The sequence below is a fragment of the Hydrogenophaga taeniospiralis genome (assembly GCF_020510445.1).
Lineage (GTDB): Bacteria > Pseudomonadota > Gammaproteobacteria > Burkholderiales > Burkholderiaceae_C > Hydrogenophaga.
Map to the genome: position 1 here is coordinate 3483162 of NZ_JAHBAG010000001.1, position 20656 is coordinate 3503817.

General features: G+C 65.0%; 16 protein-coding genes. 9 read left to right on the top strand and 7 right to left on the bottom strand.

Going from position 1 to position 20656, the window contains the following annotated elements:
- Positions 1-28: 28 nt before the first annotated feature.
- Together KIH07_RS16640 and KIH07_RS16645 are read right to left on the bottom strand one after the other, a co-directional pair.
- A complete protein-coding gene (locus KIH07_RS16640) occupies positions 29-1930 on the bottom strand; it encodes a propionate--CoA ligase (protein ID WP_226493030.1) in 1902 nt (633 codons plus the stop codon).
- 216 nt (positions 1931-2146) lie between these two features.
- A complete protein-coding gene (locus KIH07_RS16645; RefSeq protein ID WP_226493031.1) occupies positions 2147-2752 on the bottom strand; it encodes an isochorismatase family protein in 606 nt (201 codons plus the stop codon).
- 185 nt (positions 2753-2937) lie between these two features.
- On the opposite strand from KIH07_RS16645, the gene KIH07_RS16650 reads away from it, so the two are divergent.
- Positions 2938-3510, top strand: coding sequence for a C40 family peptidase (locus tag KIH07_RS16650; RefSeq protein WP_226494736.1), 573 nt, complete (start codon positions 2938-2940; stop codon positions 3508-3510).
- A 113-nt stretch (positions 3511-3623) separates the two neighbouring features.
- On the opposite strand, the gene KIH07_RS16655 is transcribed toward KIH07_RS16650, so the two are convergent.
- The 3 genes from KIH07_RS16655 to KIH07_RS16665 all read right to left on the bottom strand — a co-directional run bounded on the left by KIH07_RS16655 (position 3624) and on the right by KIH07_RS16665 (position 6966).
- Entirely contained in the window at positions 3624-4811 is a 1188-nt protein-coding gene (locus KIH07_RS16655; RefSeq protein WP_226493032.1) for a branched-chain amino acid ABC transporter substrate-binding protein, read from the bottom strand.
- Positions 4812-5000: 189 nt separating this feature from the next.
- The gene (locus KIH07_RS16660; RefSeq protein ID WP_226493033.1) at positions 5001-5435 is read right to left on the bottom strand and encodes a DNA polymerase III subunit chi; all 435 of its coding nucleotides are present in this window, start codon (positions 5433-5435) and stop codon (positions 5001-5003) included.
- 28 nt (positions 5436-5463) lie between these two features.
- Entirely contained in the window at positions 5464-6966 is a 1503-nt protein-coding gene (locus KIH07_RS16665; RefSeq protein ID WP_226493034.1) for a leucyl aminopeptidase, read from the bottom strand.
- 25 nt (positions 6967-6991) lie between these two features.
- On the opposite strand from KIH07_RS16665, the gene lptF reads away from it, so the two are divergent.
- The 5 genes from lptF to KIH07_RS16690 all read left to right on the top strand — a co-directional run bounded on the left by lptF (position 6992) and on the right by KIH07_RS16690 (position 11834).
- Positions 6992-8116 (top strand): LPS export ABC transporter permease LptF, encoded by a 1125-nt coding sequence (gene lptF / locus KIH07_RS16670; protein ID WP_226493035.1) that lies wholly within the window; start codon positions 6992-6994, stop codon positions 8114-8116.
- Positions 8113-9231: an LPS export ABC transporter permease LptG gene (gene lptG / locus KIH07_RS16675; protein ID WP_226493036.1), complete on the top strand. Its 1119-nt coding sequence runs from the start codon at positions 8113-8115 to the stop codon at positions 9229-9231. The genes lptF and lptG overlap by 4 nt, the downstream gene beginning before the upstream one ends.
- Before the next feature lie 11 nt (positions 9232-9242).
- Entirely contained in the window at positions 9243-9599 is a 357-nt protein-coding gene (locus KIH07_RS16680) for a sirohydrochlorin chelatase (protein ID WP_413465760.1), read from the top strand.
- Positions 9596-10540 (top strand): CysB family HTH-type transcriptional regulator, encoded by a 945-nt coding sequence (locus tag KIH07_RS16685; protein ID WP_226493038.1) that lies wholly within the window; start codon positions 9596-9598, stop codon positions 10538-10540. Before KIH07_RS16680 ends, KIH07_RS16685 begins: the two co-directional genes overlap by 4 nt.
- 115 nt (positions 10541-10655) lie before the next feature.
- A complete protein-coding gene (locus KIH07_RS16690) occupies positions 10656-11834 on the top strand; it encodes a pyridoxal phosphate-dependent aminotransferase (protein ID WP_226493039.1) in 1179 nt (392 codons plus the stop codon).
- A 41-nt stretch (positions 11835-11875) separates the two neighbouring features.
- Here the strand turns inward: KIH07_RS16690 and KIH07_RS16695 are convergent, their stop codons facing one another.
- Both KIH07_RS16695 and hrpA read right to left on the bottom strand, forming a co-directional pair.
- Entirely contained in the window at positions 11876-12592 is a 717-nt protein-coding gene (locus tag KIH07_RS16695) for a twin-arginine translocation signal domain-containing protein (protein ID WP_226493040.1), read from the bottom strand.
- A gap of 155 nt (positions 12593-12747) precedes the next feature.
- Positions 12748-16668 carry an ATP-dependent RNA helicase HrpA gene (gene hrpA / locus KIH07_RS16700; protein WP_226493041.1) on the bottom strand — a complete coding sequence of 1307 codons (3921 nt, stop codon included), beginning with the start codon at positions 16666-16668 and terminating at the stop codon, positions 12748-12750.
- A 337-nt stretch (positions 16669-17005) separates the two neighbouring features.
- On the opposite strand from hrpA, the gene KIH07_RS16705 reads away from it, so the two are divergent.
- From KIH07_RS16705 to argA, 3 genes are read left to right on the top strand one after another with little or no spacing between them, the layout of a single operon-like run.
- Positions 17006-17254 (top strand): hypothetical protein, encoded by a 249-nt coding sequence (locus tag KIH07_RS16705; protein ID WP_226493042.1) that lies wholly within the window; start codon positions 17006-17008, stop codon positions 17252-17254.
- Between the two features lie 2 nt (positions 17255-17256).
- The gene (locus tag KIH07_RS16710; RefSeq protein WP_226493043.1) at positions 17257-19254 is read left to right on the top strand and encodes an AAA family ATPase; all 1998 of its coding nucleotides are present in this window, start codon (positions 17257-17259) and stop codon (positions 19252-19254) included.
- A gap of 56 nt (positions 19255-19310) precedes the next feature.
- Positions 19311-20651, top strand: a complete 1341-nt coding sequence (gene argA, locus KIH07_RS16715; protein WP_226493044.1) for an amino-acid N-acetyltransferase — start codon at positions 19311-19313, stop codon at positions 20649-20651.
- Positions 20652-20656: the final 5 nt, after the last annotated feature.

The window sequence follows — 20656 nt, forward strand, 5'->3', positions numbered from 1 at the left end:
GACCCAGGAGCCAATGCCCGGCCGACGGTCAAGCCAGCAGGTCTTTGATTTGCTGCAGCGCTGCCGGATCGTCCATGGTGGTGAGATCCCCTGGATCGCGCCCTTCGCAGACCGCCTGGATGGCGCGACGCAACAGCTTGCCGCTGCGCGTCTTGGGCAGGATCGACACAAAACGCACACGTGCGGGGCGTGCCACGGCACCGAGCTGCTCATCCACCAGCTTCATGACCTCGCCTTCGAGCTTGAGCCGAGCCGCGTCGTCCGTGAGCAGGGACGCGTCTTTCACCACAGCGAACGCCATCGCGACCTGGCCTTTGAGCTGGTCGGCGACACCGACCACGGCCACCTCGGCGATGCGTGGGTGGCTGGAGATGCTCTCTTCGATCTCGCGGGTGCCCAGGCGGTGGCCGGCCACGTTGATCACGTCGTCGGTGCGGCCCAGGATGAAGTAGTAGCCATCGGCGTCGCGGATGCCCCAGTCAAAGGTGCTGTAGACCATCTTGCCCGGTACGCTGGACCAGTAGGTCTTGACGAAGCGCTCGTCGTCGCCCCAGATGGTCTGCATGCAGCCGGGCGGCAGCGGGCCCTCCACGGCCACGACCCCCTTCTGGTTGGCGCCTTTGAGTTCCTCGCCGGTCTGGTCGTCGAGCAGCTTGACGTCGTAGCCATAGACGGCCTTGCCCGGCGAGCCGAACTTGCTCGGCGCCGGCTCCACGCCATTGCAGATGGCCAGAATCGGCCAGCCGGTCTCGGTCTGCCAGTAGTTGTCCACGATGGGTTTGCCCAGTTCGCCCGAAATCCATTGGGCCGTGGGCTCGTCCAGCGGCTCACCGGCGAGGAACAGCGCCTTGAGGCTGGAGATGTCGTATTTCTTGATGAAGGACGGGTCGTATTTCTTGAGCACACGAACCGCCGTCGGCGCGCTGAACATCACCGACACCTTGTACTTCTCCACCAGGCTCCACCAGATGCCGGCGTCGGGCCGGATCGGCAGACCCTCGTACATGATGGTCGCCATGCCGCCGATCAGCGGGCCGTAGATGATGTAGCTGTGGCCCACCACCCAGCCGATGTCGCTGGTGGAGAAATAGGTCTCGCCCGGCTCGCCCATGTAGATGTGCTTCATCGACGCTGCCAGCGCCACGGCGTAGCCGCCGGTGTCGCGTTGCACGCCCTTGGGTTTGCCGGTGGTGCCGCTGGTGTAGAGCGTGTAGCTGGGGTGCGTGGCGTCCACCCATTCGCAAGGCACCACCGTGTCCATGTGTTTTGCCCGCTCGGCGGCGTAGTCCACGTCGCGCCCTTCGACAGCGTCAAACGCAGCCAGACCGCGGTCGACCATCACCACCTTTTCCGGCTTGTGGGCCGAGAGTCTGATGGCTTCGTCGAGCAGCGGCTTGTACTCCACCACTTTGCCGCCGCGCGAGCCGGCGTCGGCACTGACGATGACCACCGGCGAAGCATCTTCGATGCGGCTGGCCAGCGAATGGCTGGCAAAGCCACCAAACACCACCGAGTGGACGGCACCCACGCGCGCGCAGGCCAGCATGGCAAACGCGGCCTGGGGGATCATGGGCATGTAGATCAGGACGCGGTCACCCTTCTTCACCCCCTGCGCCTGCAGGATGGCCGCCATGCGCTGAACCTCTGCGTGCAGCTCGCGAAAGCTGTAGGTCTTTTCTGTGTCGGTTTCGGTGGACACAAAGATCAGCGCGTTCTGATCGGCACGGTCCTTCAGGTGGCGATCCACCGCGTTGTGGCACAGGTTGGTCAGACCACCCTCGAACCACCGGGCAAACGGCGGGTTGTCGTAGTTACAGACCTGCTCAAAGGGCTTGTGCCAGTCCACCAGCCGGGCTTGCTCGGCCCAGAACGCATCGCGTTCTTCAATGGAGCGGCGGTGAAATTCGGTGTAGCCCAGTGGATTGCTCATGGGAGGCTCCTGCGCGGTGGTGTTGTGAGATGGCCGACATCGGCCGCCCGACAGATGCCAGACAACCGAAATTGAATTCATAATTATGAATCTCAGACTTGCGGAAGCCTGACATTTTGTCGACCCGACCCACAAGCCTCCCCTCATGCGTTGTATCCCAGCCAATGCGGGCCACCAGCGCGGCCACCCAGCCCTCCCGCCAACGCACTCCTGCCCCTACTTGATCAGCGCCTGAACGTCTCGAAATGCCGGGTGCTCGGCCGTGCGTAGCCACTCGAAAGCCACCATCTCGGCGGTCACCAGCTCGACGCCAGCACCGGCCAGGCGGTCAAAGGCGGCGTCGCGGTTGCGTTCGGTGCGCGAACCACACGCATCTGTCACGACCCAGACATCGAACTCCAACTCGACCAACTCCAGGGCGGTCTGCAGCAGACAGACATGGGCCTCACAACCCGCCAGCACGATGGCGGCACGGTCAGGAACCGGGGCGGCAACAGGCTTTTGCAGGTGCTTGGGCAGGCTGCGCGCGTTGCCGCCACCCGAGCGCACGGGGGGTCTCAGCCAATCAGCCAGCCCCTCAGACACGGCGCCAAAGTGCATTTTTGGCAGCGTCTTCTGACACAACGCACGCAACTCCGGCGGGTTGGACCCAAGCTTCTCGGGGTTTTGCTCCGTGCCCCATACGGGCACATGCAGCATCCGCGCCCATTGGGCCAACCGCGAAGCGTTCGCAAGCACCTCGGCACCCTCAAAAATGGCAGGCATCAGGCGGGCCTGGTAGTCCACCAGCACCAATTGGGAATCTGCGGCGTCCAGCAACATGGCAATCTTTCTTGGGTTCAGACAACGAAATGGCGATTTTCGCAGGTCGCTGCGCCGGCGGCTTCGAACGCAGAACAGACCACCCTGCCCCGTTGCAGGCGACCCCGGCAAAATGCAGAAAAATCAAAGCGTTGCATGCTGCACTTCACTTGACTTCTCTTTGCAACACCGATACCCTGCGTGCGATGAAACGCCTGATACCCGTCATTGCGCTGAGTTGTGCCGCCGCGGTGCACGCCCAGCCGTCCGAGGGGGCGTATGAAGACATGGATGCCCTGCTGGCCGAAAAAGGCGTCATGGCGCGATTGGGCGAGCAAATCCAGCAAGCGCGTGAATCGGTGAGTGAAAAGGCCTCCGGCCTGGTCATCAATGCGATGGGCTTTCTGGGTGTGCCTTACAAATACGGTGGCAACTCCGCAGAAACCGGTTTTGACTGCAGCGGATTCGTGCGTGCCGTCTTCGAACAGTCGGTGGGAAAGGTGCTGCCACGCCGCGCCGATGAACAGGCGGCCGCCACCCAGGCGATTGATCGAAATGAGCTCAAGCCGGGCGATCTCGTCTTTTTCAACACCATGAAGCGCGCCTTCAGCCATGTGGGTATTTACATGGGTGACGGCAAATTCATCCACGCGCCGCGCACCGGCTCACAGGTGCGGGTGGAAGACATGCGCCTGGCCTATTGGCAAACCCGCTTCAACGGCGCTCGCCGGGTCCCGCTGGCCAGCGCTGACGCATCAGCCGCCAGCCCCCTGCGCTGAATCCGACGACATCGAGGCACCATCCAAAACCCAAAAGAAAAGCCACCGCAAGCGGTGGCTTTTCTTTTGGAGAGCGAGACCCGATCGAGATCGAACCCCGCTCTCAACCGGGATCAGCGGATCACGGCGATGGTGGTGCGTGCGCCACCCTTGTAGGTCATCAGCGTCAGGGCGCCGTTCTTGATGTCGCCCTTTTCGTCGAACTCGATGTTGCCGGTCACACCCTTGTAGTTCGTGGCTTTCAGCGCAGGCAGGTACTTGGCCGGATCGGCCGAGCCAGCGGTGACCATGGCATTGGCCATGACCTTCACAGCGTCATACACATAGGGCGCGTACACCTGCACGTCGGCACCGAACTTCGCCTTGAAGTCAGCGCGGAACTTGTCCATGCCAGCCTTCTGCTCGCCTTCGACGCCACCGGCTTCAGCGCAATAGACTTGCTCGTCGGCCATGCCGTCGGCAGCCAGCTTGGGCAGCTCGCTCGAGCAGATGCCGTCGCCGCCCATGAACTTGGCGTTGATGCCCAGCTGCTTCATTTGCTTGAGCATCGGGCCGGCCACGGCGTCCATGCCGCCGAAGAACACCACGTCAGGCTTCTTGGCCTTCAGGGTGGTCAGGATGGCGTTGAAGTCGGTGGCTTTGTCGTTGGTGAACTCGCGGCCCACGACGGTGCCGCCAGCAGCAGCGACGCCTTTTTCGAATTCGTCGGCCACACCTTGGCCGTAGGCCGTGCGGTCGTCGATCACGGCAACGGTCTTGGCCTTGAGCGTTTCCACAGCGTACTTGCCGAGGGTGCCGCCCAGGTGCACGTCGTCAGCCACCATGCGGAACACGCCAGCGTAGCCCTGACGGGTGTACTTGGGGTTGGTTGCCGAGGGCGAAATCTGGGGAATACCTGCGTCGTTGTAAATCTGCGAAGCGGGGATGGTCGTGCCCGAGTTCAGGTGACCGATCACGCCAGCCACTTTGGCGTCCACCAGCTTGGTGGCAGCAGCGGTGCCCTGCTTGGGATCGGCCGCATCGTCTTCAGCCAGCAGTTCAAACTTGGCGGGTGCACCACCAATGGTCAAACCGGCGGCATTCAGCTCCTCGATTGCCATCTTTGCGCCGTTTTCATTGTCCTTGCCAAGGTGGGCAATAGCGCCACTGGTGGGACCGACGTGACCAATCTTGATGACCTGAGCGTCAGCCGCAGGAGCCGCAGCCGGCGCCTCGACCGGTGCTGCAGCCTCTTCTTTTTTGCCGCAAGCGGCCAAGGCGACGGCCGCAGCGATGACGGCCAGTTTGATGTTCAGTTGCATAGGTATCCTCGGAAAGGAATGAAAGTTGAAATGCGGAGGGAACTTTTTTCTCCACATCCATAAAGATACTCTAAAAACCTAGAGGATTTCAGTGGATGATCGAACAGCGCCTGGGTTCGAGGGTTTGCCCGACGTCGAATCAGGTCAATGAATGCGGCATTAGTACCACGCATACCCAATCCGGGCAACTCAATCACCGGTGGCCAATTGAAGATCGTGTCGCTGGGGCTCGATACCCAGCGCCTTGTACTGCCGCCAGCGTTCGCGCGCGTGGAGGCGATCATCGCCGCCAAGGGTCACCACTTCGATCACGCGGGCAAATTGATCGAAATGCGCGGGCATCCCCGTGCACAGATTGACAAGCACCCCTGCGTTGACTGCCTCGGGGACATGGGAACCGATGTGGATGGGCGAGCGCGCGCGCACATGGGCAGGATCTCCGGGATGGCAGTGCGGGATGAATTCGCCCTGCGCCATGGTCCAGAGCGCAGCATCCAGCGCCTTCACGGAACCTTCGTCGGTCAGTACGACCACGCTGGCCCCCTTGAGATAGGCCTTGCGCAGCAATCTACAGGCATAACCCAGCTTGTCGGGCGCATTGAAATGAAAAGCCACTTCGGTCATGGCGCGGTCTTCCGAGCGCTGGAACCAATCAGGCCTTGCGCACGCGCTTGCCGGCGGTTTTCTTCGCCGCCGCGGAAATCGGCCTGCTGGCTTCGTCCATCAGGTAACGCAGCAACAAGGGCACGGGCCGCCCGGTCGACCCTTTGGCTGTCCCGCTCTTCCAGGCGGTGCCAGCGATGTCCAGGTGGGCCCATGGCAAATCCGCCGTGAACTTCTGAAGGAATTTGGCCGCCGTGATGGCGCCGCCGGCCCGGCCGGCAACGTTGCCCATGTCGGCGAAATGGGACTTCAGCCCCTCGGCATACTCGTCGTCCAGCGGCATGCGCCAGCAAGGGTCCAGGGAGGCCTCACCGGCCTGCTGCAGGGCCGTGGCCAGGTCGTCGCGCGCCGAGAACAGGCCCGAGCGCACGGCACCGAGTGCGATCACGCAGGCACCGGTGAGTGTGGCGATGTCGATCACGCTGCGGGGCTTGAAACGCGCCGCGTAGGTGAGCGCGTCGCACAGGATCAGGCGTCCCTCGGCGTCGGTGTTGAGGATTTCGATGGTCTGCCCGCTCATGCTGGTGACCACGTCGCCGGGCTTCACCGCCTGACCATCGGGCATGTTTTCACAGGTGGGGATCAGGCCCACCACGTTGATGGCCGGGCGCAACTCGGCCAGTGCGGCGAACGTGCCCAACACACTGGCTGCGCCACCCATGTCGAATTTCATCTCGTCCATTTCGGCGGCCGGTTTGATGGAAATGCCACCCGTATCGAACGTGATGCCCTTGCCCACCAACACCACCGGCGCGCTGGATTTGGCCGCGCCGCTGTAATGCAGGGTGATGAAACGCAGCGGCTCCACCGAGCCCTTGGCGACCGCCATGAAGGCGCCCATGCCCAGCGCCGCCACTTGCCTCGGGCCCAGCACCTCGGTCTTGATGCCGGGTTTGCGCCCGAGTTTTCGCGCGGCGTCGGCCAGCATGCTGGGTGTGGCGTGGTTGGCCGGCCGGTTGGCCCATTCCTTGGCCCATTCCACCCCGATCACCAGGGCTTTGCCTTCGTCGAAACCGGATCGGGCCGCCGCCACCTGCGACACGCCCACGACGACGAGTTGCAAAGCCCGTGCCTTGGCCGAGGGTTTGGTGGTCGTGTAGCTGTAGCTGGCCTCGGCACAGGCCTGCATGGCCAAGCTCACGCCGTCGGCGTCGTTGCCCAGCAAACCAAGCAGGAGACCCAGCTTCTTGATGCCGGGCTGTTTGAGCACGGCCATGCCTGCGCTCACCGCCTTGCGCACCGCGGCGGGTTTGCCGTCGCCAGCGCGCACCAGCACCAGCCGGGGGGCCTTGACCCCCTGAACCCGGTAGCATGAGAGCACCTTGCCGACACCCGCCTCCAGATCTCCCCGTTGTGTGGCCTCGGCGATCAGGTCGGTCAGAGGCCCCGGCAATGCGGCCCCACTTGAGGCGTCCGGGACCAGCACCAGCAGCGCGTCGGCGGCCAGCTGGGCGGCCTGCTCGGGAGAAAACGATTTGAGTTCAAAGTCCATAATTGCGGTTTCCTGATTGCGTTCGATGTTATTCCATTCCTCCATTCGCAAAGAGCTGGCACGCAGTTTCGGGGCCACGCTGGTGGTTCTGTTCACCATCGTCTTGACCATGCTGCTGATCCGCACCCTGGGCTTGGCCTCGCGCGGCAGCGTCAACCCCGAAGAGATCATGCTGGTGCTGGGCTACACGGTGCTGGGGCGCATGCCCACCATCCTGACGCTGGCACTCTTCGTGGCCATCGTTTCAACCCTGTCACGCATGTACCGCGACAGCGAAATGATCATCTGGTTCTCCAGTGGCCGTTCGCTCGGCGGCTTCCTCTCGCCGGTGCTGCGCTTTTCCTGGCCGGTGCTGCTGGTGATCATGCTGATGGTGCTGTTCGTCTGGCCCTGGGCCAACCAGCAGACCGACAGCCTGCGTGACCGCTTCGAGCGCCGCGGCGACCTGGAGCGCATTGCCCCGGGCCAGTTCCAGGAGTCCTCCAATGGGCGACGCGTTTTCTTCATCGACAAGGACACCGCCGATGGCACGGAGGGTCGAAACGTGTTCATCTCCAGCACCGAAGACGATGGGAGGGAGAGCGTGGTTTCGGCGAGCTCCGGCCGCATTGAATGGGAGGGCGAGCGGCAGTTCCTGATGCTCAAGAAGGGGCAGCGGCTGGAAAGCAGTGCAAAAAAGAATGGACAGCTCAAGGTGAGTGAGTTTGAACAGTACGGTGCCCAGATCGGTGCCTCGTCCGTCCTGACGGGCAGCAGCCAGGCGCTCAAGTCGCGCCCGAGCTGGGAGCTGATCCAGAACAGCAACGCCGCCAACCTGGGTGAGCTCGGCTGGCGCATCGGCGTGGGCCTGACCGCGCTGAACCTGGTGTTCCTCGCGCTGGCGGCCACGACCAGCAACCCGCGGGCGGGACGAGGCGGCAACCTGATGTTCACCCTGTTCGCCTTTGTCGTGTATTTCAACCTGCTCAACGTCGGCCAGCGTTGGGTGACTTCCGGTCAGCTCAGCCTGGGCACCCTGCTGTTCATGCTGCACGGCGTGGTGTTCATCTCGATCCTGCTGTGGCTGGTCAAGCGGCACCACAATCTGAGCTTCAGGGGGTGGATCAACAGCCGTCGGCTGCAACAGTCCGAACCACAGGCTGCTCTATGAAAACCATCAAGCGCCTGATCTATGGCGAGATATTCACGGCCGTGGGCTTTGTTCTGCTGGCCTTTCTGTCGCTGTTCTTTTTCTTCGACTTTGTCGATGAACTGGCCTCCATCGGGAAGCCCTCGCGGCTCGAACCGAACCTGATCTACGAAATGCGGCACGCGATGCTGTATGTGGCGCTGCTGATGCCCAGCCGGCTCTACGAGCTGCTGCCCATCTCGGTGTTGATCGGCTCGGTGGCCGTGCTGGCCCGGCTGGCCCACAGCTCCGAATACACCATCCTGCGCACCAGCGGCCTCGGGCCCTGGCGGGCCCTGAGAACCCTGCTCGGCCTCGGCCTGGTGTTCGTCATACTGACCCTCGCGGTTGGAGACTATGTGGCACCCCTGTCCGACCGGACCGCCCAGTTGCTCAAGGCCCGCTATCAGGGCCGCATCAGCATTGGTCAGACCGGCGCCTGGCTCAAGGAGCGCCAGACCTACAGCAACTTCTCGGTCAATGTCGGCTCCATGTCGGCGCAGGGGGTGCTGTCCGGCATCCGCATTTTCGAGTTCGACAACCAGGGGTATCTGGTGTCCACGCTGCAGGCGCAAAGTGGCCGAATCGAGAAAGACGATTCCTGGACGCTCCACAAAGTCCAGCGCCGCGAGTTCGATACCGCGGGACTGAAATCGGCCCGCATCAACCACAGCACGCTGAAAACCCTGCGCTGGCCCAGTAGCATCAGCGCCGAGATGGTGTCGACGGCGCTGCTCAGACCCGAACGCATGCGCACCGCGGATCTCTTCGCCTACATCCAGCACCTGGAGGCCAACGGCCAGTCCGCCCAGCGCTACGAAATCGAGTTCTGGCGCAAGGTGTTCTACCCGCTGAGTTGCCTGGTCATGGTGGTGCTGGCCCTGCCCTTCGCCTACCTGCATTTCCGCGCCGGCGGCATCACCGGCTATGTGTTTCTCGGGGTGATGATCGGCATCAGTTTCTTCCTGCTCAACAACGTGTTTGGCTACATCGGCAACCTCAACCAGTGGCGCCCATGGCTGGCCGCGGCATCGCCTGCGTTGATCTACTCGGTGATGTCGCTGGGCGCGTTCGGCTGGCTGGTGCTCAGACGATGACGGCGCGTGGCGTGATTGTGTTTGCCCACGGCTCGCGCGACCCGCTCTGGCGCGATCCGGTGGAAGCGGTGGCGGCCCGGATCGCCCAGACCGCTCCGGCGGTGGCCGTCAGTTGCGCCTACCTGGAGCTGTGCGAACCCGATCTGCACCAGGCGGCCGACCGCCTGGCGGCCGCTGGTGCCCGCCATGTGCGTGTGCTGCCCCTGTTTTTCGGCATGGGCAAACACGCACGCGAAGACCTGCCGGTGCTCATGCAAGAGCTCGCCCAGGCACACCCGCAGGTGCGGTTCGAGCTGCTGCCCACCGCGGGCGAAGACCCTCGGCTCACGGCGCTGCTGGCCCAGATTGCCCTGGAGACCCCCGCATGAACCTGCACCAGTTCCGTTTCGTGCAGGAAGCGGTGCGCCGCAACCTGAACCTGACCGAAGCCGCTAAGGCCCTGCACACCTCGCAACCCGGCGTCTCCAAGGCCATCATCGAGCTGGAGGACGAACTCGGCATCGAGATCTTTGCGCGCCACGGCAAACGCATCAAACGCGTGACCGAACCCGGTGTGCAGGTGCTCAAAAGCATTGAGATCATCCTGCGCGAGGTCAACAACCTCAAGCGCATCGGCGAGCAGTATTCGGCGCAGGACAGCGGCACGCTCTCCATCGCCACCACCCACACCCAGGCGCGCTACGTGCTGCCCGGGCCGGTGGCGGCGCTGCGCCAGGCCTACCCAAAGGTGGCGATCAGCCTGCACCAGGGGTCGCCCGACCAGGTGGCCCGGATGCTGATGGAAGAAGTGGCCGAGATCGGCATGGCCACCGAGTCGCTGTTGAACTACCCCGAGCTCGTCACCCTGCCCTGCTACGAATGGCAGCATGTGCTGGTGTTCCCGTTCGACCACCCCCTGCTGGAGCGCGAGCGCATCACGCTCGAAGACCTGGCGCTGCTGCCGCTGATCACCTACCACCCGAGCTACACCGGACGGACCCGCATCGACCAGGCCTTTGCGCTGCGCCACCTGCAGCCCAACATCGTGCTGGAAGCGATCGACTCCGACGTGATCAAGACCTATGTGAAGCTCGGCATGGGCGTGGGCATCGTGGCTGAGATGGCCATGCAGGGCGAGAACGCCACGCCCGATCTGGTGGCGCGCCCTGCCGCCCAGCTGTTTGGCCACAACCTGGCGCGCGTGGCCTTCAAGCGCGGCACCTACCTGCGCCATTTCGTGCTGCGCTTCGCCGAACTGCTGAGCGACCGGCTCTCGCGCGACCTGATCCTGCGAGCCATGAGCGGCACGCCGGACGACTATGAGTTGTGATTCCCCCCGCGCCGCGCCTAAGGGCGCGTCACCCCCCAGGGGGCAACACCAGCGGCCTGGCCAAGCCAGTTCCGCGGTGTTCTGGCCGGGGCTACCTTGATCTCCGGACATTGATATGCCATTCCCAGTCCCCCACACCCCCGCCCTCACCACCCGCCTGCCCAAGGTCGGCACGACCATCTTCACCGTCATGTCGGCGCTGGCGGCCGAGACGGGTGCGGTCAACCTCGGTCAGGGTTTCCCAGACTTCGACTGCGACCCGGCGCTGGTGGATGCCGTTACACAGGCCATGCGGGCCGGGCACAACCAGTACCCGCCCATGCCCGGCGTGCCGGCGCTGCGCCAGGCCGTGGCCGCCAAGATGCAGGCGCTGTACGGGCTGGCCTGTGACCCGAACACCGAGATCACGGTCACAGCAGGCGCCACCCAGGCCATCCTGACCGCCATCCTGGCCGTGGTGCACCCGGGCGACGAGGTGATCGTGCTCGAACCCTGTTACGACAGCTACGTGCCGAACATCGAGCTCGCGGGCGGCGTGGCGGTGCGCGTGCCGCTCACGCCGGGCAGCTTCCGGCCCGACTTCGACCGCATTGCCGCCGCGATCACGCCGCGCACCCGCGCACTGATGATCAACAGCCCGCACAACCCCAGCGGCATGGTCTGGAGCGCGGCCGACATGCAGCGCCTGCAGGATCTGCTGGCGCCCACCGATGTGCTGCTGATCAGCGACGAGGTCTACGAGCACATGGTGTTCGACGGCCAGCAGCACCAGAGTGCGGCGCGTTTCCCCGGCCTGGCGGCGCGTGCCTTCATCGTCAGCAGCTTCGGCAAGACCTACCACGTCACCGGCTGGAAGGTCGGCACCGTGGTGGCGCCCGCGGCGATGACGGCCGAATTCCGCAAGGTGCACCAGTTCAACGTGTTCACGGTGAACACGCCCATGCAGCACGCGCTGGCGACCTACATGGTCGACCCGGCGCCCTACCTGGAACTGTCGGCCTTCTACCAGCGCAAGCGCGACCTGTTCCGTGAAGGGCTGGCATCGACCCGGTTGCGTCTGCTGCCCGGTGAAGGCACCTATTTCCAGTGTGTGGACATCTCCGCCCTGGCCGTGCCCGAGCGCGAACTGCCCGAAGCCGAGTTCTGCCAGTGGCTCACGCGCGAGATCGGTGTGGCAGCGATCCCGCTCTCGGCCTTCTACGGCAACGGATTCGATCAGAAAGTGATCCGATTCTGTTTCGCGAAGAAAGACGACACGCTGCGCGAAGCACTCAAGCGGCTGGCACGGCTTTGAACGCGGCTTGAAATCCGCGCCCCGATGCAACGCCGTGTCGCTCAGCAGCGCACGGCGTTCTTGCAGAAGCGGTCCAGCTCGCGCACCGCGCTGCGCCCCGTCACCGGCTGACGCGCCTTCGGGCCGACCTCCAGGCTCAGCTTCATCTCGTACTTCTTGAAGAACTGGTCAAACAGCTCCCCGCCCAGGGTGCCGGTGGCGGTCAGGGTATCGAGCCGGGCATCGTGCTCCAGCAGCACCGCGCACAGGGGTTGTTCGGCCGGGCCCCTCATCACCCGGGCGCCGTGCACCGGGTCGTACTGGCTGTGGTCGGCACAGCAGTGGATCAGGTCGTTGCCCTTGCTCGGTGTCTGCGGGTTCAGTGCGGCGCCCTTGCGAAAGCTGATGAAACTCAGCTCTCGGGTCGGGTACACCAACTGGTGGGCGCAGATGGCGGAAAACGCCACCAGGCTGCGCGCCGGGCCGACACCGCCGGGCCACTGGTAGGCCTGCTGGTCACGGGTGCGCAGCACCGTGGGCATGGCGGGCTTGCCCAGATCGAGCAGGAACACCGGTGTGGCCTCGAACGGGTAGTGAAACACATAGTTGGTCTGGGCCTGGAGGCTGGCGGCCTTGAGCGGATCGCCGAACTCATCCACCAGCAGCACGCGACCGTGGGTCCGGGGTCGGGCATCCAGTGCCCAGGCGCCGCCGGTCAGGGTGGTGGCGAGTGCGCCTGTGCCCAGTGCACAGCCTTCCACGAACTTGCGTCGATCCATGAACAGTCCTCCATGAAACGACCAGCCCCGCCCGGGGCCGGAACACCCTGCAGTGAAGCGCATTCGGGAGCGCACTGTCAACCATGCCCCTGGCGCGGCATGGGCCAGGATTTCAGGCCCCGGGGTGCCATGGCGCCCGCTCCGGGCGCGTCGGCTCAGGTGTTCAGCTGCGCCCAGGCTTTGTCCAGCCGCTTCACGCTCACCGGTTGTGGCGTGCGCAACTCCTGCGCGAAGAAGCTCACGCGCAGCTCTTCGAGCAGCCAGCGCAGCTCCTGCAGGCGGGCGTCCTGCACGCCCTTGCGCTCGGCCACCATGCGCCAGAAGCGCTGGTCCTGTGGGCGCAGCTCGGCGAACTTGGCGGCATCGCGCGCCGGGTCGGCACGCAGCTTGTCCAGCCGAAGCTGCACGGCCTTGAGGTAACGCGGAAAGTGCTGCAGCTGCGCATAAGGCGTGGTCAGCAAGAAGCGTTTGGGCACCAGGCGCTGCAGCTGCTGGCCGATGTCGGTCGCCACGTCGGCGGGCGGGCGGCTGTCTTTGAGCTTGCGCGCGGCGGCAGCGTATTCGGTGAGGATCAGGCCGGCGTTGCGGGCGATTTCGGAGGAAATCAGCGTCAAGCGGCCCCGGCCCTCGTCCACCCGTTTCTTGAACGCGGGCTCGTCGGTGGGCAGCGGGTCGGCCAGGAAGGCGCGGTCCAGCGCGAGTTCGATGATCTGGCTGCGCAGCTCTTCCAGCGTGCCGCCGCCCGACCCGCTGTCGGTCTTGCCGACCTGCATGTAGGCCGTGGCCATGGTCATCAAGCCGGGCAGGTTCTTCTCCAGGTACTTCAGCGCGTCTTTGATCTGCAGCGCGAACAGGCGGCGCAGGCCCTCGCGGTGGCGCGCCATCGCGACCTCGGGCTCGTCGAACACTTCGATGCCGACCGCGTCGCTCAGGTCCATCAGCGCTGGGAAACCGATCAGCGTCTGCCCGCCTTTGCGGATTTCCATCAGCTCGGGCAGTTCGCCGAAGTCCCAGCTGGTGTGGCGCTGGGTGGCGCTGGCAGCAGGGGTTGCGGGCGCATCTGCCGTGACGCGGCGCCCACCGCCCGCACTGGCGGGCGCTGGAGTCGCTTTGAGCTCTGGCGGTGCCGGTCGAAGACTCTCCAGCTTCAAGGACGCCAGCGCCTGGAAGGCACCACGCGCCTGGCCGCCCAGTTCGGCCTTCAGCGCGGCGAGGCTGCGGCCCTGGCCGAGCTGGCGGCCGTGTTCGTCCACCACGCGCAGGTGCATGAAGTGGTGGGCGCTCAGCATGTCCACCTTGATGTCGTTGCGCACGATGTCGAGTTGCGTCGCCTCGCGCACCAGTTTCAGCAGCGCGTCCATCAGGTTGCCAGCGCCGAAGACCGCGGGCTCGGTGAGCGTGGCGGCGAAGCGCTCGGCGGTGGCCGGCAGCGGCACCAGGCGCGAACGCGGGCGTTGGTGCAGGGTCTTGAGCAACGCCAGCAGCTTGTCTTTCAGCATGCCGGGCACCAGCCAGTCGCAGCGGTCTTCGCTGACCTGGTTGAGCGCAAAGATCGGCACCGTGACACTCAAACCATCGCGCGGGTCGCCGGGCTCGTGCAGGTAGGTGCAGGCGCAGTCCACGCCGCCCAGACGCAGCGTTTTCGGAAACGCCTGCGTGGTGATGCCGGCCGCCTCGTGGCGCATCAATTCCTCGCGCGTGAGCAGCAAGAGCTTGGGGTTGAGCTTGACCGCGCTCTGGTACCAGCGCTCGAAGCCCGCGCCGTTGCACACGTCGGCGGGCAGTTGCTGGTCGTAGAAGGCGTAGATCAGCTCGTCGTCCACCAGCACGTCCTGCCGGCGCGACTTGTGCTCCAGCTCCGCCACCTGCTTCACCAGCTTCTGGTTCGCGGCCAGGAACGGCAGGCGCGTCTCCCACTCACCCGCCACCAGCGCCTCGCGGATGAAGATCTCGCGCGCGCCCGCCGGGTCCACCCGGCCATAGTCGGTGCGGCGGTTGTGATAGACCACCAGGCCGTAGAGCGTGGCACGCTCCAGCGCCGAGACGCGCGCCGCCTTTTTCTCCCAGTGCGGGTCGAGCAACTGCTTCTTGATCAGATGGCCTCCCACCTGTTCCAGCCAGGTCGGTTCGATCGCAGCGATGCCGCGGCCGAACAGGCGCGTGGTCTCCACCAGCTCGGCACAGACGATCCAGCGCCCGGGCTTCTTGCTCAGGTTGGCGCCCGGGTGCCGGTAGAACTTGATGCCGCGCGCGCCCAGGTACCAGTCTTCGGCCTCGTTCTTCTGGCCGATGTTGCCCAGCAGGCCCGAGAGCATGGCCAGGTGCAGCTGCTCGTAGGAAGCGGGCTGGGTGTTGAGCTGCCACTTGTGTTCGACCACCACCGTGTGCAGCTGGGTGTGGATGTCGCGCCATTCGCGCACGCGGCGCACGTTGATGAAGTTTTCGCGCAGCAGGTTTTCGTACTGGCGGTGGCTGAGCTTGTGGTCCTTGCCGTGACCGCCCTTGGTATCGTCCAGCCACTTCCAGAGCTTGAGCGTGCCGCTGAACTCGCTCTTCTCATCGTCGAACTTGGCATGCGCCTGGTCGGCCTGGGCCTGCTTGTCCATGGGCCGGTCGCGCACGTCCTGCACACTCAGGGCCGAAGCGATCACCATCACCTCGTCGAGCGCGCCGCGCTGCTGCGCCTCCAGGATCATGCGGCCCACGCGCGGGTCCAGCGGCAGGCGCGAGAGCGTCTGGCCGATGGGCGTGAGCTCGTTGGCTTCGTCCACCGCACCCAGTTCGGACAGCAGTTGGTAGCCGTCCACGATGGCGCGCTTTTGCGGTGCCTCGATGAAGGCGAAGTCTTCCACCGCGCCCAGTCGGAGGGCCTTCATGCGCAGGATCACACCCGCGAGCGAGCTGCGCAGGATCTCGGGGTCGGTGAAGGCCGGCCGGCCGTTGAAGCCGGCTTCGTCGTACAGCCGGATGCAGATGCCGTCGGCCACGCGGCCGCAGCGGCCCGCGCGCTGGTTGGCTGCCGCCCGGCTGATGGGCTCGACCATCAGCTGCTCGACCTTCTGGCGGAAGCTGTAGCGCTTGACGCGCGCCGTGCCGGCGTCGATCACGTAGCGGATGCCTGGCACGGTGAGCGAAGTTTCGGCCACGTTGGTCGAGAGCACGATGCGCCGACCGCTGTGGTCCTGGAAGATGCGGTCCTGCTCGACCTGCGAGAGCCGTGCGAACAGCGGCAGCACCTCGGCGTTGCGCAGCACCGGCTGGTGGCTGAGGTGCTTGCGCAGGTGGTCGGCCGCTTCGCGGATCTCGCGCTCGCCGGGCAGGAAAACGAGAATGTCGCCCCCCTGCGGGCCGCGCCAGAGCTCGTCCACCGCGTCGGTGATGGCGTTGTTCAGGTCGTAGTCGCGGCTTTCCTCGAACGGGCGCCAGCGCACCTCCACCGGGAAGGTGCGGCCCGAGACCATGAGCACCGGGGCCGGGCCCTTTTTTGAGGCGAAGTAATCGGCAAACCGTTGCGCGTCGATGGTGGCCGAGGTCACCACCACCTTCAGGTCGGGCCGGCGCGGCAGCAGTTGGCGCAGGTAGCCGAGCAGGAAGTCGATATTGAGCGACCGCTCGTGCGCCTCGTCGATGATGATGGTGTCGTAGGCGCGCAGGTCCGGGTCGGTCTGCGTCTCGGCCAGCAGGATGCCGTCGGTCATGAGCTTGACCGAGGCGTCTTTCGAGAGCCGGTCCTGGAACCGCACCTTGAAACCCACCACCTCGCCCAGGGGGGTCTTCAGCTCCTCGGCGATGCGCTTGGCCACGCTGGAGGCCGCGATGCGGCGCGGCTGGGTGTGGCCGATCAGCTGCGGGCGCTGGCCCGGTTTCGCATTGAGCTTGCCGCGCCCCATCTGCAGCGCGATCTTGGGCAACTGCGTGGTCTTGCCGGAACCAGTTTCGCCGCAGACGATGACCACCTGGTGCTCACGCATGGCCGCCTCGATCTCGTGCCGACGGGCCGATACGGGCAAGGACTCGGGAAAGTGAATGGCGGGCAACGTACGCGCCGGCAGAGGCGCCGTATCGGAAGAAGACATAGGTGGCGATTATCGGCAGTGGATGGGCGCTGCACGCCCGCAGCTTGTGCGTTTCTTGCGACACATCGGGGCTGTTTTGGGCCTTCAGCGTTGCCAAGGCGCGCCGGTGTCGACACAATTCGCAGCTTCGCCAGATGGCCCGCACCGATTCCGGTCCGCCATCTCCACCGACTCTCTGGAGGTCACCGCCATGTCTGCCTTGTTCGATTCCCCCGCCTGACCACAGTCCACCGCCCCGGCTGGACTGTGTGCACACATTCCAGCCACGGCCCTGGCGCGAACAAGCGCACTCCAAGAGCCCTGGCATTCGCCGGGGTTTTTTGTTTCTGGAGTGCACATGAGTGCCCAAAAACCGTCGCGCGCCTTTGCGCAAGGCGACATCAAGAAGCTGCGTCGCATGAAGCAGCCCCTCGTGCTCAAGCTGGAAGCCTCCGGCTCGCCGCGCAACCCGGTGGCCGCTGCTCTGGCCCGCCGCAGCCTGTCCAGCGCTGCCGGCAAACACATACGAACCCATGCGGCTCAACGCCGCGCTGACAAGGTGGCGCTGCAAAAGGCACTGCCCCTGTCGAACCGAAATCTCGATTGAATATGCATACCCATACCTCACCGCGCGGCCCCCGAGAAGGGCTCCGTGACACCCTGGCACAGCGTCAACAGCGCATCGAACAGGCCAGGCTCCAGTTGAAGACCGAACTCATCGGCATCGACGACGTGATTGATCGCGTGATGGAAGCCGTTCGTGCCTGGTACGTCCTGCCCCAGCTGTGCAACCGACCGGTCATCGTCTGCCTCTGGGGCCTGACCGGCACCGGGAAAACCCAGCTCACCCGCCGCCTGGCGCAGTTGCTGGGCTTTTACGACCGCTTTGTGGAAGTGCAGATGGACGGCTTCAGCAATGGCGCGGGCTTTCGCAGCTCGACCATCTCCGGCATGCTGGAGAACTCGGGCATTCATGAAGGCGAACCCGGCATCCTCGTGCTGGATGAATTCCAGCGTTTCCGCACCATCGACCGCAAGGGCGACGACGCCAAGGTGGAGCGCTACCAGGACGTCTGGGCTCTGCTGTCGGATGGCCGCCTGCCGCCACCGCTGAGCGCCCTCGGCGCCATCGAACGCAAACTGGCCGAAGCCGGCTACGAGGCCGAGCGCGAGGAAGACGAGGGCAACGAGCGCGCGGGCAAGAAGCCCTACCGCTACCGCCTCGACGCCTGGGACGCTCAGGAACTCAAGCGTATGCTCAAGCTGAAAGAGCCGCTGGTGGAGATCATGCAATGGCCCACCGAGCAGGTGCATGCGCTGGTGGCGCGCTTTCAGCAGTCCAGCCAGGCCTGGGAAACCGACTACAGCCAGTTGCTGGTGTTCGTCTGCGGCAACCTGGACGAGATGTACCAGGAGACCGCGCAGCGGGTCCAGGACTGCGACACCGACGCGGACATCTTTCACCGCTTGACCCAGCGGCTTTCCCTGATCGACGTGAAGCGCGCCCTGGGCGAACGCTTCAAGCCCGAACAGATCGCCCGGCTCGGCAACGAACACGTGATTTACCCGTCGCTCAGCAAAAGCACCTACGAGCGGCTGATCCGGGACCTGTGCACCCGCTACACCCAGGAAGTGTTCGCGCAGACCGGCGTGCAGCTGGTGCCGGAGCAGGATGTGCTAGATGAGCTCTACGCCAACGCGGTGTTTCCGGCGCAAGGCACACGGCCGCTGTTTTCTTCGGTGCACGCCATCCTGAGCGCCAATCTGGTCAAGGCGGCACTGTGGGTGCTGGAGCGGGATTTTGAGCGAACCCAGGTGTTTGCCATCGCGCTGGACCCTGGCAAGCGCCACCTGGTGGTGAAGGCGAGCGCCGCCCCGGACGCGCCACAGACCCGGCTAGCCGTGAACTTCGAGCTCAACCGCATCAAGCAGCGCGCCAACGCCGACTTTCGCGCCCTGCTGGCGGTGCACGAAGCCGGTCACGGACTGATGTACTGCCTGCTGTTTGGCCAGGCACCACAGGAGATCAAGATCAACTTGGCGTCTTTCGAAGGCGGCTACAACAGCTATGTGGGCCTGAAGGTGATCACGCGGCAGAACCTGCTGGATCGCATCTGCGTCAGCCTGGCCGGGCGCGTGGCCGAGAGCCTGGTGTTTGGCGACATGGCCTGCACCACCGGTGCCGAGCACGACTACCGCCAGGCCACCGAAGTGGCCTCCCGGTACGTCCGCCTGCACGGCTTCGGCGAGCGCATCAGCCACACCGACGTCACCGTGGACATGGACAACCATGTGAACACCGACATCGCGCCGAGCAACGCCGCCATCGAGTCCTTGCTGCAGACCCAGTACGACCGGGCCCGGTCGCTGCTGAGCGGCCACCATGCCGCCCTCTCTGCCCTCGTCCAGGCCTTGCTGAGCCACGGCATGCTGGCGCCCGACGATGTGCGCGGTCTGCTGCGACCGCACCACATCACCGTGGGCCACGCGGGCCAGACCACGCATGACGCGCTGGTGCTGGAGCCGTATGCCCGCAAACTGGCCGAATTCGGCGGCGACGCACGGAATCACCCGCGGCATGAAGGTGAGCCCCTCGGATGCTTATGATCACGCACTGGTCTTGACGACCGATCCACACGCCCTGCCCCTTCGCGACCGAGCCCATGTCCAACGTTTTCAACTTCACCTTCGTGCCCTGGTTCCGCTCGGTCGCGCCCTATATCCACAAACACCGCGGCAACACGCTGGTGGTGGGCATTGCCGGGGAGGCCATCGCGGCCGGTAAGCTGCCCCTGATCGCGCAAGACCTCGCGCTGATCCAGAGCATGGGGGTGCAGATCGTGCTGGTGCATGGCTTTCGCCCGCAGGTGAACGAGCAGCTTCAGGCCAAAGGTCATGCCGCGAAGTACTCCCACGGCATGCGCATCACCGACTCCGTCGCGTTGGATTGCGCACAGGAAGCCGCGGGCCAGCTGCGCTACGAGATCGAGGCCGCCTTCAGCCAGGGCCTGCCCAACACCCCCATGGCCGGCGCCACGGTGCGCGTGATCTCGGGCAACTTCATCACCGCGCGCCCGGTGGGCCTGATCGATGGGGTGGACTTCATCCACTCCGGCCTGGTGCGCAAGGTGGACACCGAAGGCATCCAGCGCACGCTGGACATGGGCGCCATGGTGCTGCTCTCGCCCTTCGGCTTTTCACCCACCGGCGAGGCCTTCAACCTCACCATGGAAGACGTGGCCACCTCCATCGCCGTGGCGCTGCAGGCCGACAAGCTGATGTTCCTGACCGAGGTGCCCGGTATCCGCGTGGACGCGGCCGACCCGGAAAGCGAAATCGACACCGAGCTGCCGCTGGCCGACGCGAAAAAGATGCTCGCCGCCCTGCCGTCGCCTACACAGCCGACCGACACGGCCTTCTACCTGCAGCACTGCATCCGCGCCTGCGAAGGCGGCGTGGAGCGCAGCCACATCCTGCCGTTCGCGGTGGACGGCGCGCTGCTGCTGGAGATCTACACCCACGACGGCATCGGCACCATGGTGGTGGACGAAAAACTGGAGAGCGTGCGCGAGGCCACCATGGACGACGTGAGCGGCATCGTGGCGCTGATCGAACCGTTCGAGAAAGACGGCACCCTGGTCAAGCGCGACCGCACCGAGATCGAACGCGACGCCGGCAACTACACCATCATCGAGCACGACGGCGTGATCTTCGGCTGCGCCGCGCTCTACCCCTACCCCGAGGCCCGCACCGGCGAGATGGCCGCGCTCACCGTGTCGCCCGACACGCAGAGCCAGGGCGACGGCGAGCGCCTGCTCAAGCGCATCGAAACCCGCGCCAAGGCCCAGGGGCTGCAGAGCATCTTCGTGCTCACCACGCGCACCATGCACTGGTTCCTCAAGCGCGGCTTCGTGCAGGTCAACCCGGACTGGCTGCCCGAGGCGCGCAAGCGCAAATACAACTGGGACCGCAAGAGCCAGGTGCTGGTGAAAAAGCTGGGGTGACCGCC